At 65.7% G+C, this 12875-nt stretch carries 16 protein-coding genes; 7 read left to right on the forward strand and 9 right to left on the reverse strand.

Annotation, left to right across the window (positions count from 1 at the left end; translation table 11 throughout):
• The first annotated feature begins 267 nt into the window (after positions 1-267).
• From DS843_RS16360 to DS843_RS16385, 6 genes are all read left to right on the forward strand, one after another.
• Positions 268-2028, forward strand: a complete 1761-nt coding sequence (locus DS843_RS16360) for a hybrid sensor histidine kinase/response regulator (RefSeq protein WP_149469947.1) — start codon at positions 268-270, stop codon at positions 2026-2028.
• Positions 2029-2115: 87 nt separating this feature from the next.
• On the forward strand, positions 2116-2496 hold the full coding sequence (locus DS843_RS16365) for a hypothetical protein (RefSeq protein ID WP_149469948.1): 381 nt from the start codon (positions 2116-2118) through the stop codon (positions 2494-2496).
• Between the two features lie 49 nt (positions 2497-2545).
• The gene (locus tag DS843_RS16370; protein ID WP_286192138.1) at positions 2546-3031 is read left to right on the forward strand and encodes a response regulator; all 486 of its coding nucleotides are present in this window, start codon (positions 2546-2548) and stop codon (positions 3029-3031) included.
• 100 nt (positions 3032-3131) lie between these two features.
• Positions 3132-3722: a histidine kinase dimerization/phosphoacceptor domain -containing protein gene (locus tag DS843_RS16375; RefSeq protein WP_167525341.1), complete on the forward strand. Its 591-nt coding sequence runs from the start codon at positions 3132-3134 to the stop codon at positions 3720-3722.
• Positions 3723-3816: 94 nt separating this feature from the next.
• Entirely contained in the window at positions 3817-3963 is a 147-nt protein-coding gene (locus DS843_RS16380) for a YdcH family protein (protein ID WP_286192139.1), read from the forward strand.
• 127 nt (positions 3964-4090) lie between these two features.
• Complete coding sequence (locus DS843_RS16385; RefSeq protein ID WP_149469951.1) at positions 4091-4516, forward strand: bacteriohemerythrin; 426 nt, start codon at positions 4091-4093, stop codon at positions 4514-4516.
• Positions 4517-4815: 299 nt separating this feature from the next.
• On the opposite strand, the gene DS843_RS16390 is transcribed toward DS843_RS16385, so the two are convergent.
• The 8 genes from DS843_RS16390 to DS843_RS16425 form a co-directional block, all read right to left on the reverse strand.
• On the reverse strand, positions 4816-5271 hold the full coding sequence (locus DS843_RS16390; RefSeq protein ID WP_149469952.1) for a response regulator: 456 nt from the start codon (positions 5269-5271) through the stop codon (positions 4816-4818).
• 35 nt (positions 5272-5306) lie between these two features.
• Complete coding sequence (locus DS843_RS16395) at positions 5307-6851, reverse strand: sensor histidine kinase (RefSeq protein ID WP_149469953.1); 1545 nt, start codon at positions 6849-6851, stop codon at positions 5307-5309.
• A 110-nt stretch (positions 6852-6961) separates the two neighbouring features.
• Positions 6962-7804 (reverse strand): helix-turn-helix domain-containing protein, encoded by an 843-nt coding sequence (locus tag DS843_RS16400; RefSeq protein ID WP_149469954.1) that lies wholly within the window; start codon positions 7802-7804, stop codon positions 6962-6964.
• Positions 7801-8727: a helix-turn-helix domain-containing protein gene (locus DS843_RS16405; protein ID WP_149469955.1), complete on the reverse strand. Its 927-nt coding sequence runs from the start codon at positions 8725-8727 to the stop codon at positions 7801-7803. Before DS843_RS16405 ends, DS843_RS16400 begins: the two co-directional genes overlap by 4 nt.
• A gap of 559 nt (positions 8728-9286) precedes the next feature.
• On the reverse strand, positions 9287-10063 hold the full coding sequence (locus DS843_RS16410; RefSeq protein ID WP_149469956.1) for a sulfite exporter TauE/SafE family protein: 777 nt from the start codon (positions 10061-10063) through the stop codon (positions 9287-9289).
• A gap of 25 nt (positions 10064-10088) precedes the next feature.
• Positions 10089-10526, reverse strand: a complete 438-nt coding sequence (locus tag DS843_RS16415; protein WP_149469957.1) for a YeeE/YedE family protein — start codon at positions 10524-10526, stop codon at positions 10089-10091.
• 5 nt (positions 10527-10531) lie between these two features.
• The gene (locus DS843_RS16420) at positions 10532-10957 is read right to left on the reverse strand and encodes a YeeE/YedE family protein (protein WP_149469958.1); all 426 of its coding nucleotides are present in this window, start codon (positions 10955-10957) and stop codon (positions 10532-10534) included.
• A 25-nt stretch (positions 10958-10982) separates the two neighbouring features.
• Positions 10983-11327, reverse strand: a complete 345-nt coding sequence (locus DS843_RS16425; RefSeq protein ID WP_286192140.1) for an ArsR/SmtB family transcription factor — start codon at positions 11325-11327, stop codon at positions 10983-10985.
• Positions 11328-11419: 92 nt separating this feature from the next.
• Between DS843_RS16425 and DS843_RS16430 the strand changes: the two genes are divergently transcribed.
• Positions 11420-12283 (forward strand): MBL fold metallo-hydrolase, encoded by an 864-nt coding sequence (locus tag DS843_RS16430; RefSeq protein ID WP_149469959.1) that lies wholly within the window; start codon positions 11420-11422, stop codon positions 12281-12283.
• A 41-nt stretch (positions 12284-12324) separates the two neighbouring features.
• Here DS843_RS16430 and DS843_RS16435 read toward each other — a convergent pair whose 3' ends face one another.
• Positions 12325-12672, reverse strand: coding sequence for a carboxymuconolactone decarboxylase family protein (locus DS843_RS16435; RefSeq protein ID WP_149469960.1), 348 nt, complete (start codon positions 12670-12672; stop codon positions 12325-12327).
• Positions 12673-12875: the final 203 nt, after the last annotated feature.

Raw genomic sequence — 12875 nt, forward strand, 5'->3', positions numbered from 1 at the left:
AGTGAAAATGCCTCGTTTGAGGTAGAATGCTACCCGGTGCAACTCCGCTGGTCATTCCTTTATTGGGCAACTGTCCATCAGAACAACTGAAAAGAGCGCAGATTCAGTTGTTTTTCGCCAAAAACTTCACGTCGCTCAAGACTGCGCGCGAAATAAGATTTGAAAGGCGGTATCCAAGCCTTGACAGGAAACGCCATCGCCTTCGACAGTGGATGCCGCACCCTCTGTGGCCGCTGTATGGTGCCGTCCCCTCGCTGAGGCGTTGCCATGATCGTCGATGGACTGCCTGTTGCCGCTCGCACGCTCTGGATCCGTGGTGGCCTGGTCGCCGCGGCGGTGATGGCGGTGCTGGCCGCGGCGGCGGCCGTGTGGCTCTGGCTTGACCTCGCCCGGGCACTCGCGGCCGGGGAGCGGTCCGCCCGCTCGCTGGTCCGGGTGCTCGAGGAGCAGACAGCCCGGAGCTTCCAGGCGGTCGACCTGACGCTGACCGGGATCATCGACACCCTAACGCTGAAACACGACTTTAGCGAGCACGATCTCGCCTTCGCGGACACGTTGCGCGAACGGCTGAGGTCTCTGCCGCATGTCCGGGCGCTGTTCGTGATTGGCGCGGACGGCTTCATCACGCAAGACACCGACCACCCGAAAACGCCCCGCGTCACCCTTGCCGACCGCGACTACTTCATCGCGCACGCCAAGGATCCCAGCGCATCCCTGCTCATCGGCAAGCCGCTGATCAGCCGTTCCCTGGACGATTGGTTCGTCAGCGTGAGCCGCCGCATCGACCAGTCGAACGGCAGCTTCGGAGGGATTGCCGTCGCCGCCGTCGAGCCGCGGTACTTTGAGCGCTTCTACCAAGCCCTGGGTCTTGAAGAACGCGACAGCATCGCCCTGTTCCGGCATGACGGCATTCTGATCGCCCGCTTCCCGCAACATGATGCGGTCGTCGGAAAGGACTTCTCGTCGCTGGAACTTTTCACAGTCCGTCTGCCGGGCAACGCTGAGGGAACCTACCACGCCCCCAGCATGATTGACCGCACCCCGCGGGTCGTCAGCTATCGCTCGGTTCCGGAATTCCCTTTGGTGGTCGCTGTCACGCTGAACAAGGACACCCTGCTTGCCGGGTGGTGGCGCAACGTGACGGCCACCGTGGCTGCGGGCTTCTTGGTCGCAGGTCTGCTCGCTCTTCTGGTTGCGCTCTGGGTCCGGCGCCGGGTCGAGCGTGAACAGGCTGTTCAGCAACAGATTCAGGCGCAGAAGCTGGAGGCGCTCGGTCGCATGACCGGCGGTGTGGCGCACGACTTCAACAATCTGATGGCCGTCGTGTCCAGCTGCCTCATGCTCGTCAGGCGTCGGGTTGACACCGAGGAGGTGAAGCATCTCACGGAAACGGCCTTGGGGGCCGTCGAGCGTGGAACCAAGCTGACCCAGCAGATGCTGGCGTTTGCGCGTCGCCAGGATCTCACGATCGTCGAGGCCGACGTCAACGAGATGCTGGCCAGCCTTCAGGAACTGCTGCGCAATGCGGCGGGACGCCAAGTCGAGGTAATCTTCGACCTCGGGAGCGACGTCCCGCTCTGCCGGACCGACCGGACGCAATTTGACACCGCGCTGCTGAACTTGGTGGTCAATGCCCGCGACGCCATGCCCTCCGGCGGCACGATCCGCATCGCGACGGCGCGGTGCACCGAGGGCGACGTGCGGCGGACGGGGACGCTGAAACCCGTTCCACACGCCTGCGTAACGATTGCCGATACTGGGCAAGGAATGCCGCCGGACGTGCTGCGCCGGGCCCTCGAGCCCTTCTTCACCACCAAGGGCGACAAGGGCACCGGCTTGGGGCTGAGCCAGGTTTATGGCTTCGTCAGACAGAATGGCGGCGACATGAAGGTGGAGAGCGAGGTCGGCGTCGGCACAACGTTCCACCTGCTGTTCCCCGCGGTCGAGCGTGGCAGCATCCCCGCTTCCAGCCGAACGAAGACGCCTGGGGACGAAGACCGATCCCGGGCATCGCCCACGTCGGCGTGAACCCCGGACATCCGCTGGCCAGTAGCTGAAACAGCGCTTTCGCAACATAGAAAATATAGGATTGCGTCGTGTTGCCCACGATACCCCGTGGAGAACGACGAATACCTTACCCATTGCGAGGGTTTGAATAACTTTGCTCGCAAGGGCGATCTCTTTCAGATTCTTGCGAAAAAATGGCGGACCTTTTCCCTCGCGGCGCCCGCTTCGGCGGCTTTGAATGTTCGCAAGGTGGCGTCGATACCGGAATGGAAAGCAGCGATGAGTACGGAAGACCTGCGCGTTCAAACCGCGATAAACAGCCTTGACGACGTTGAGGCGATGCTCGAGGAGGTCTGCGCCGACCGGCGAATTCCAGCACCGCAGGTGAACGCCTTGCTGGAACGGTTGGCCGCCATCGCGGATCTCGTGGATACGGGGTCGTCCGCCCCCGAAGAGCGTCCTGACCCGCCAATTACCTGGCTTCATTAGGAGGCGAGCCATGGGCCCCCTCGCTCACGACCGGGATACAGGAAAGGCCGTGACCATCGTCATCGTCGAAGACGACGGCATCGCCGCTTTGGGGATGAAGATGGCGCTGGAGCGGCACGGGTGCCGGGTCCGGGGTATTGCCGGTCACCCCGAAGCGGCGGTCACCCTGTGCGGCTCGGGAATCGACCTTGCCTTGGTCGACATCAATCTCGCGTACGGCCGATCCGGTGTTGCGTTCGCCCGCGCCCTTCACGAAGCGTGTGGAGTTCCTTGCCTGTTCGTCACCGGGCACCTCGAAGAGGCCCTTGCGGCGAAGGATGCGGCGGTTGGCTGCCTGGGCAAGCCGTTCACCGACCTTGCCCTGACCATGGCCGTCGATGTCGTCCGGCGCATCCTGGCCAACCGGCCACCGGGGCCGATCCCGTACGGGATGGAGCTGTATCCCGGCTGGAGCCGCGCCAGGACACGCCGGGAGCTTGCTCATGCAGCGCTCCGCCAACGCACCGGCGCGCACGGTCGCAGGGTCCAGCGTTGAAAAGCGATCTACAGCGGCAGAGTCTCTGATGAAGCATGAGCCAAGTGCCGGGGGCACGGGTCCTCAGCGCGATGGACCGGACGAGAGGTCGGACGCGGCGGTGATCGCCGACCTGCGTCATGGCATGGCGAACAGCCTCCAGATGCTGGCGGCGTTGGTGCAGGTGCGCATCTCCGCCCTCGAGGATCCCGGCACGCGCCAGGAACTCGAAGCTCTGGTGTCGGGCGTGCACGGGATGGGCATGGTGTACCGCGCTCTCGATGTGAGCACTGGTCGGTTGCGGACGGCCGTCCACCGGGTGGTCCAGGATCTGTGTGGAGTTCACCGCGCCGCCTTGGAATCCGCGAACATTCAGCTGCGCTGCCACACCGACGACGTTCTGATCCCGCTCGACGCCGCCATGCCACTGGCGGTACTGACCTCTGAAATGCTCATGGCCGCGATCAAACGCTGCCAGCGGGCCAGACACGGGGCTCTCGACGTCCTTCTCGTCCGCGACGACGATGGGTGCCTTCGCCTCGACGTCCTCAACGACGGCTTCGACCTGCCTCAGCACTCCGGCCGGGCGGCCGGGGACCTGCTCGGCTGGACCGTCGTCACCGCCTTGGCCCACCAGATCGGTGCCTCCGTGGAGCGGAGCGCCGACGATCGCCGCATCACGCTCATCCTCAGGCCGAGCAGGCTGGAATGAGCACTCACGGTCGGCGTCGTGGAGGCGCCGATCATCTCTTGACCAAGTGCTACCGAGGGAGACAGCGATGCCGACAATGGAGTCCCCGCGCGTGATGAGCCTGCGTCAGCGCCACGCGGCACTCGACGCCCGGATCCATGCCGAGTACAGCCACACCCATCCCGATGACCTGGCGTTGAAGCGGCTGAAGCTCGAGAAGCTGCGCCTCAAGGAGGAGATCGACCGGCTCGCCCAACACTGAATCTCGGCTGAGTCCTGCAAGACGGGAGGCTCGCCGCGGATCCGGCGCGGTGGACGTCCGCAAAAGGCGGCGTCCGCCACCTCCCCCTGATCGCTCCATTATCCTGGCTGCGAAGGTCCCGTTCGCTGTGACCGCTGACGCCTATTTGATCCCGATCGCATGGTCCGCCAGTTTCGAATCTGGGATGCCGGAACTCGATGAGGAGCATCGGGTGCTCGCCACGCTCTACAACGACCTCGTACGGGCGCTCACCCGCCGAACCTCTCTTATTCTGCGGCACGAGTTCTTTGAAACCGTGGAGACGGCCGCCGCCGCGCATTTCGGCAACGAGGAGCGCTTGCTCCGCAAGCTGGGCGGAACGGATGTGCTGAACCACATCAACTCGCACAGCCGATTCCTCGACGACATTGCCCGGCTGCGTCTCGCGGCCGCTGAGGAACACGCGCTTCACGATGCAGCCCATGTTTTGCGCCGGTGGCTGATCGAGCACTTCCACGAAGACCAGGTTCTGTTCAAGGCCCTGCGCTTTCATGGCAAAGCGCCGCCGGACTGAGATTTTCAGATTCTTGCGGAAATGATGCTGGGCCGCGAACTGGGTCACTCTCCCCGCGCAACAACGGAGACGTCCCTCCGTTAAGAGTACCGATCTTGGGAGCGACATGCCTCCGAAGATCCTGCTGGCCATCGCAAGCTGCTTCCCCCCAGCTTGCGCTCCCCGCGGCTCGGCGCGGGGTTCTCTGTGTGGTAGCGTTTCCTCCCTAGACTCGGGCCGCGCCGGTTAGGCGCGGCCCATTTCTTTGGCGCGCAGGTCGCGGCCATCGCTTCCCAGGGTGGTGTTGTTCCGGTCCCCAATCAGGAGCCGAACAGGACCAACCGGGCGGGGGCGTCCGAAGGGAATCTTCCTTCAAGCAGGGCCTCAATGGCGAGCAGCGTGCCCGCGACTTCGCGCTCGCTGAACGGCTTGGCCAGCACCCCCAGGCCGGTTGCCCGGACCTCGGGAGTGTCCGGCAGCGTGGCGGTGATGAAAACGCTCGGGATGTTGTGGACCCGCTTCAGCGATGCGGCCGCATCGACCCCGGACGACCCGTCCGCCAGCGCCACATCCATCAGGGCGACGTCGGCACCTTCGGCTGCGGCGATCGCCTCGGCATCGGACGCCGTCGCGGCGATGCCAACAACATCATGACCGGCGTGCAGCAGCTGCTGTTCGAGGTCGAAAGCGACCAGTGCGTTGTCCTCGACGATCAGTATCCGCATGGTGCATCCCGCCAGCCGGACCCAAGGCAGGACGCTGTGCGTGTCGGGCATCCTCCTTCCCCGTTAACACGGCGCCGGAGGATCGGTCACGTCGCCAAGGCGCCTATGCCTGACACGCGAGGTCCGCTCACCAAGGCGGCGGGCGCCCCCTGAGTGGCGTCTCGCGGCAGCTCAACCCGAACCGTCGTTCCCGTCTCGACCACCACCGTCAGCGTGGCGCGAAGCTGACGGGCCAGCACTTGGACCAGCGGTTTGCCCATTCCTGCGCGCGGTTCCCCCCGCGGGTCGCCGACCCCGTCGTCCCGCACGGTCAATACAGCCCCGGGCTCGCCGCCTCGCAGCGACACGTGGATGGTGCCGGTACGCTCGCCGGGGAAGGCGTGCTTCACGGCGTTGCCGATGACCTCGTTGGCGAGCAGCCCAAGAGGAACGGCCACGTCGAGCGAGCCGTACAGGTCCTCGACCTCGACCATCATCCGAACACGGCCTGATGGCGGCGCGAGCTGCTGAATGCTGACGCACAGATCGCGGACTTGCTGGCCGAGGTTGACCACGGACAGGGTCTTCGATGTGTACAGGTTCTCGTGAACCCGGGCCATCACTTGAATGCGGCCGCTCATCGCCTCGAAGCGTTCGGCCAAAGCGTCATCGCCCGTGCGTCGTTTCTCCAGCTGCATCAGCGCCAGCAGGCTTTGAAGGTTGTTCTTCACCCGATGGTGGACCTCGGTGAGCAGCACCTCCTTCTCGGCCAGCGATTCGCGCAACGCCTCGGTGGTCCGCACCCGGTCGGTGATGTCCGCGATGGTCCCCAGGAAGCGGCGCCGAGGCGTCTCATCCTCCACGTCGTTGTAGACGGCCCCTTGAACGTCCATCCAGCGGGTGTCCCCGTTCGCTGTCAGGATCCGCACCTCCATGTCAATAGCACCCTTGTGCAAAGCCTCCGCGAACGCCGCCCGGACCTGTTCCTGGTCCTCGGGATGAACACGCTCGAAGAACCCCTCGACCGGCTGCTCGTCGTCCGTGTCCAGCATGGCCCGGCATTGCGGTGACCGGACCACGGTACCGGTTGTCAGGTCCCACTCCCATAGGCCGACGTTGCCCGCGGCGGCGGCCAAGCGGGCGCGTTCCTCGCTCCGCGCCAAGTCGGCCGTGCGTTCCGCAACGCGGCGCTCAAGCTCGTCCCGGGCTTCCCGCAAGGATGCTTCCGCTGTCAAGCGTTCCTGGATCTCCCGTTCCAGCCGCGCATTGGCTTCCCGAAGGGCGCGCGGGCTCGGAATCGTGACGATCCGTGGGAGCAACGGCCACAGCATTGCGGCCGTCGTGACCGAGACCACGGCGGTGACGGCCTTGATGATGCCGTCGAGGCCGTAGGCGGGCCACCACAGCGTGATCATCCCCATGAGGTGCGTCAGCCCGCACAGGACGATGAAGGCGGCGAACAGCCACGCGACGCCACGGTGCTCGAAGTCCGGCTTGCGCCGCAGGTAGGCCAGGATGACCACCGGAATGGAGAAGTAGGCCAAGCCGATCGCTAGGTCGGAGACAATGTGCAAGGCCAGAAGGTCCGGTCGCCAGGTCAGGCAAAACCCATGTGGCAGGAACGGCGACACCCCGAACAGGTAATCGAGCATCAGAATCCTCTTAACAAAGCGGCGCGTTGTGGCACGAGCCGTTTGGGGGTTCAACGGCAGCGTCGGCCGGTTCCCCTTTTTTGCGGATAGGAGTCCTGATGCTGTTGGCTTCAGGATGCGCGGGGCAGCTGCACCATCGCGAGACCGCCTCCTCCCGCCCGCAGAAGCTGTGCGAGGCGCGCTTCATCGCCAACCCCACTCTGTACCGCCGCCTCGGCCAGGGTTGTTCCACGTCCCAGATAGGCCCTTGCGCGGGTGACCCGGCGCTGGAGCACATACTGCGCCGGTGTGCTTCCAAACGTCGCCCGGAACGCCGCATGCAAGACGTCGACGGGGAGATCGAGGGCACGGGCCAACGTGCGGGTGTTCAGGTCGGCCGCGGAGATATTCGCTTCGATGTAGTCGATAGCTCGGCGCAGGTCGCGCTTGGCCAGTCCCATGCCCGAGGTGGCGGGCGGCATGCTGATCGCGCGGGCGGCATGCAGGGCAAGCAGTGTCGCCCCGGATCGGAGAATGGTTGCGGTGACAGGTGATGGCTCCCGCAAAGCGTCGCGCACCGTGGCGGCAATTGCCTGGGCTGCGGGATCGCAATGGCCGATGAGGGGCGAAAGGCTTGTCGGCTCTGTGCCCAAGCCTTCCAGCACCATGTCAGCGAAGCGAACCGGCTCCAGCATGAGCACCAGGTAGGGGCCGCTGTCCTGGGTCGCGATCTTGACCTCGGTGCCCGCCGGGTAGAACACGATTCCGGCCGGTGGCACAATGACCTTGTTGGTCCGATCAGCTCCCAACGCGAGGTTGGCTTCGGCGCCCTCCAGGTGGACCGATATGCGGTGGCACGGAAGTTCCAGGTGGAGGTCGAGGTCGCGGCTTGGCACGTACTCCACAATCACGCCGCTTAGGGTGCGCCGTGCTCCGAGTTTTGGCGCGTTGCTGCATGGGTGTGCATTCGTCATTTCCGATCGGTCCTGAAGCGGCTCGGCGTGGTGCCGATGGCTTTTCGGAAGAAAGTCGAGAAGTGGCTGGCGCTCGAGAAGCCGCACTGTGTGGCGATGTCGGCGACGGGTAGGTTGGTTTTGGCCAGCAGACCGGACGCCATGGCCACCCGGCGCCGCAGCACGTAGCGATGGGGTGGTTCGCCGACGTCTTGGCGGAAGCCTCGCGCGAAGTGGTAGGGGCTGAGCCCGGCCACCGCGGCAAGGTCGGTCAGGCTCAACTCGGCCGCGAGGTTTTCTTCGATGTAGTCCAGCACCCGGCGCAGCGCGGCGGGAGGAAGGCTGAGACGCTCACCGAGCGCAGGCGTTTCGGTCCACGCTTCCCGCAGCGCCTCGGCGGCGATCAGGGTGAGCAGGGATTCCAGATACAGCGGTCCCCAGTCCGCTCCGCTTTCCAGATACCCGCGCAGCACCGGTTGCAGGCGGACAAAATTGGGAGGGCGGAGCCCATGGACGTAGCGGAACGAGCCCGACCGCCCATCGAAGAGTTCGTGGGTGAGCGTGGTCAGACGTGCGTCCTCGACGCCGATCAGGATCATCGAGGGGGGGACGGTGTGGAACGCCCCCTCGACCGGCATGCTTCCGGGAATGAAGCCCAGGTCGCCGTCATTGCAGCGCTGGAGTGACTTGCGTGACGAGCCGACGGCGACATCGCCGACCAACGGGCCAAGCGGGGTGCAGATCGTCGCGAGCGGTTGGCCTCCCTGCATGGCAAACGGTTGAGGGCGGACAAGGTCCACCGTGAAGCCTGGGACCTGCCAGCGGCGGCTCGCCACAAAGGAGATTGACCGGGGGTCGATGAGCTTGAACGTCACACCGGAGACCGGCTTTGCTCCTTTTCTGGCCGGGATCGGTTGCACCCCCTGGCTCGCTGCATCGCTCATTACGGCCTCTGGTAAACTGTCGTCGGGCACGGCGGTCCTGGCGCTGACGCGGTCGGCGCTCCGGGACAACAGCAAAGAGGCAATGAAGGCTCGAAAGTTCTAAACGGGAGTTGGCGTGAGTAAGAAAAATGCATCGAATTGCCTGCTGACTGCTTGCATCCAACGTGCGTTGGCGCTGTGCTCCCCATGAGCTGGTGGCCGGGCGAGTCGTTGAACCGTCCCGTGCGTCACCGCCATGAACGTGGCCTTCACGGCCTTTTCCCGAACTCACCGACCCCGGCGCGGTGAAGCGGGAGTTCGTGCTCGTCCCGGCTGATATCGGCTGATGAAGACATGCGAAGAACCGCATGGTGTTGGAAGCACAGCGGTCACCTTCGGCTAGCCCTCGGTTAGGGAGCCCGTCTTGTCGGAGGCCAGTGTGTCGACCTTCCCGAACCGCTCCAGAGATGCCACGTCCTCGAAGAGCACGCCGACCACAAGGCTTTTGAGCTCGGCACCGCCAGGGTCCTTCGGTGCAAGGCAACCCGTCTCAGCCTTCCTTGGCCCATGTTGAATCGGATCAGAACAGGCCCAAGGCACCCGCGTTGCGGTACAGCATGTAGGCGGCCACCGCAAACAGCACGCCCGCGAAGACCTGGGTCAGCGCGCCCTTGCGCGTGGACAACCCCACCGCCGCCTTCATGCCCGCGAATCCTCCGATCACGCCACCGGCGATGAACAGTCCGGCGACCGTCCAATCCACCAGATCCGAAAGTGCGTAGTTGGCCGCCGTGGTCAGGCCGAAGGCGCCGACCGAGAACAGCGACGAGCCGATGGCGTTGAGCACGGCCATGCCGCTGCCGAGCAGGAGGCCAGGGACGATCAGGAAGCCGCCGCCGATCCCAAAGAAGCCCGACACCGCGCCGGTCAGGAAGCCAATCCCGACAAGCCGTACGGCGATGGTCTTGTTGATGCGCACCGCGGAGTCGCCCTCGCTCCCGCGCTTCCTCAGCATGGAGACGCCGACGACGACCATCACCAGCGCGAACAGAAACAGCAAGCTCTCGCCGTTGACTGCCTTGCCGACCGTCGAGCCAACCAGCGCCCCGACCACGCCGGACGCGGCGAAGGTGGCCGCACAGGGCCACTTAACCGTCCCGGCCCGGGCGTGCTGGGCCAGGTTGGCGAAGGCGTTGGCGGCGACCGCCAGGGCGCTGGTGCCAATGGCCACGTGGGGATCCGGCACGCCCACGACGTAGAGCAGCAACGGCACAGCGAGGATCGAGCCGCCGCCCCCGATCAGGCCGAGGGAGAAGCCGACCAGCGAACCGGACAAGATCGTGAGGAGTTCGGACATCCTGGGAATTCCGGGTTGGGGGAGGTCACGCGACCGCGGTGCGGCGCATGCGGATGGCCATGATCAGGTCGTGGGCGGCCATACCGGCCAGCATGGCGGCGACGAACGGCCACGGTCCCGAAGCCCCCAAGCCGAGCGTGGCGAACGCCGGGCCGGGACAGTAGCCGACCAGCCCCCAGCCCACGCCGAACAGGACGGCGCCTGTCACGAGGCGGCGGTCAATGGCGGTTGCCTTGGGACCGTGGAAGGCGGTGCCGACCAGCGGCGTCCCGCGTCGGCTCGCCACAACAAAGCCGACGGCCGCCACGGGAATGGCCGCGGCCATCACGAAGGCGAGGCTCGGGTCCCAGGAGCCCGCCATATCCAAAAAGTTCAGCACCTTGGCGGGGTCGATCATGGAGGACACCGTCAGCCCCAGGCCGAACAGAAGGCCGGACACCAGGGCGACGAGCAGGGAGGGCATGGCGGTCAGGCTCCGATCAGATGGCGGGTGACGAAGACGGTGGCGGCGGCGCTGGCCATGAACAGGCCGGTGGCCGTCAGGGAACGCGGCGACAGCCGGGCCAAGCCGCAGACACCGTGGCCACTCGTGCAGCCGTTGCCCAGGCGCGTGCCGAAACCGACCAGAAGACCGGCTACGACAAGGAGGGCGGGGTTGGTGGGCGACGCGGGTTCCGGTAGCGCACCACCCGCCGCGCCGTAGAGCAGCGGCGCCGCCATCAGACCGACCAGGAAGATGGCGCGCCAGGCGACGTCGCCGGAGCGTAGAGCGCCAAGGCCGCCGAGGATGCCGCTGATCCCGGCGATCCGGCCTTTGGCGACCCACAGGAGGGCGGCGGACAAACCGATCAGGAGGCCGCCGACGGCGGCCGAGACTGGCGTGAAGTGTACCATGGATCTCAGTTTCAGAGGTGAGGCGTCACTCGGGGCGACCGGCGACGCAGAACAGGCGGTAAAGCTCGGCGAGGATGGGGCGAACCCGGTCCGAGCCTATGCGGTAAAAGATGGCCGTGCCGTCCCGGCGGGTCGCCACCAGTCCTTCCTCGCGCAGCTTGGCCAGGTGCTGGGACAGGTTGGACTGGGACAGGCCGAGGCGCCGGACGAGCTCACCCACCGGCATCTCACCCTCGAGCAGTGAGCAGAGGATCATCAAGCGGTGGCGGCTCGCGAGCGAGCGCAGGAACGCCTCGGCCTCAGTGGCGCGGGCTTCCAACTCGGCGGTGTCCATCGGCAGATCGTTCGGCGTGGTCAGCGCAGTTTCCATCTCTGTAATTTAGCCTTGACTGATATATTGAGCCGGGCCACCTGTTCAAGCGGTACCAGGAACGGTCCCGCCGGACCAGCCAGGAGGTCTCGATGAAACCCGACGTTATGCCGCTGTTCGACGAGGCGACCAACACCGTCAGCTATGTCGTCGCCGATCCCGCCACCCGGGCTGCGGCCCTGGTCGACAGCGTGCTCGACTTCGACCCGAAGTCCGGCCGCACCGCGACCGCCTCGGCCGACCGCATGGTCGCGCTGGTGCGCGAGCGCAGCTTGACGGTCGAGTGGATTCTGGAGACCCATGTTCACGCTGATCACCTGTCCGCCGCGCCTTATCTGAAGGAACGGGTCGGCGGCCGCATCGGCATCGGCGAGCACATCCGTGAGGTCCAGAAGGTCTTCCGCGCCTTGTTCAACATGGAACCCGGCTTCGTGGCCGACGGGCGCCAGTTCGATCATCTGTTCGCCGACGGCGAGCGGTTCCGGATTGGCCAGTTGGAGGCACAGGCCATTCACACGCCCGGCCACACCCCGGCGGACATGACCTATGTGGTGGGCGACGCGGCGTTCGTCGGCGACACCCTGTTCCAGCCCGACTACGGCACGGCGCGCTGCGACTTCCCAGGTGGCGACGCGCACGCCCTGTACCGCTCGATCCGGCGCATCCTGGCTCTGCCGCCGGACACGCGGCTCTTCACCGGCCACGACTACAAGGCGCCCGGACGGGACGAGTACGCCTGGGAGAGCACGGTCACCGAGCAGCGGGCGCGCAACGTTCATGTTCGGGACGGCGTGAGCGAGGACGAGTTCGTGGCGCTCCGCACGGCCCGCGACCGGACTCTGGAGGTGCCGAAGCTGATCTTGCCATCGGTGCAGGTGAACGTGCGGGCGGGGCGGTTGCCCCCACCCGAAGAGAACGGCAAGCGCTATCTGAAGATCCCGATCGACACGCTCTGACCGCGGCGCTGGACAAGCGACAGGAACGAGGAACCGAGGCGTTAAGGCTCTCCGGTGTCCGGCATCTCCTGCCGGGTCCCAGAGACCAGATCCTCGATCCACGTCGTCGCGGCGACGGCCTGGGGCAGGCCCAGGGTCGGGATGGCCAGAAGCGCCACCTGCCGGATCGCTTCGGGGTCGACCCCTTCGGCAAGCGCGCGTCGGACATGGGAGTGGACGGCGCCCTCCGAGCGGGCGCCAATCGCCAAGGCCAGCTTCACCAGCCGCCGCGTCGTGTCGTCGAGCGGTCCCGACCGGGCGACGGCGTCCCCGAGTTGGGCGAAGGCGTTCCAGACTTCCGGGTGCCGCTCGGCGAGGCGGCCCGCTCCTGAAGGCAAATCCTGGGTCATGCGATCCTCTCGGCTTCTGTCCGCCCCAGAATGGCTGTGCGCGACAATGGTTCCCTTCACCGCGGCGGAGGTGCTGTAAACCGCTCGCGTCGTTCTTTTTGCTTCAGTCGATGGACAGAGAGCGCCACGGATGGCGTGTCGGGAACCCTATAGCTCATTGCGTTAAATCTGAAGCGGGGATGCCTCTGCGGCAGCGACTGGTT

Origin of the sequence: Roseomonas genomospecies 6 (assembly GCF_008365375.1) — a bacterium.
Lineage (GTDB): Bacteria > Pseudomonadota > Alphaproteobacteria > Azospirillales > Azospirillaceae > Azospirillum.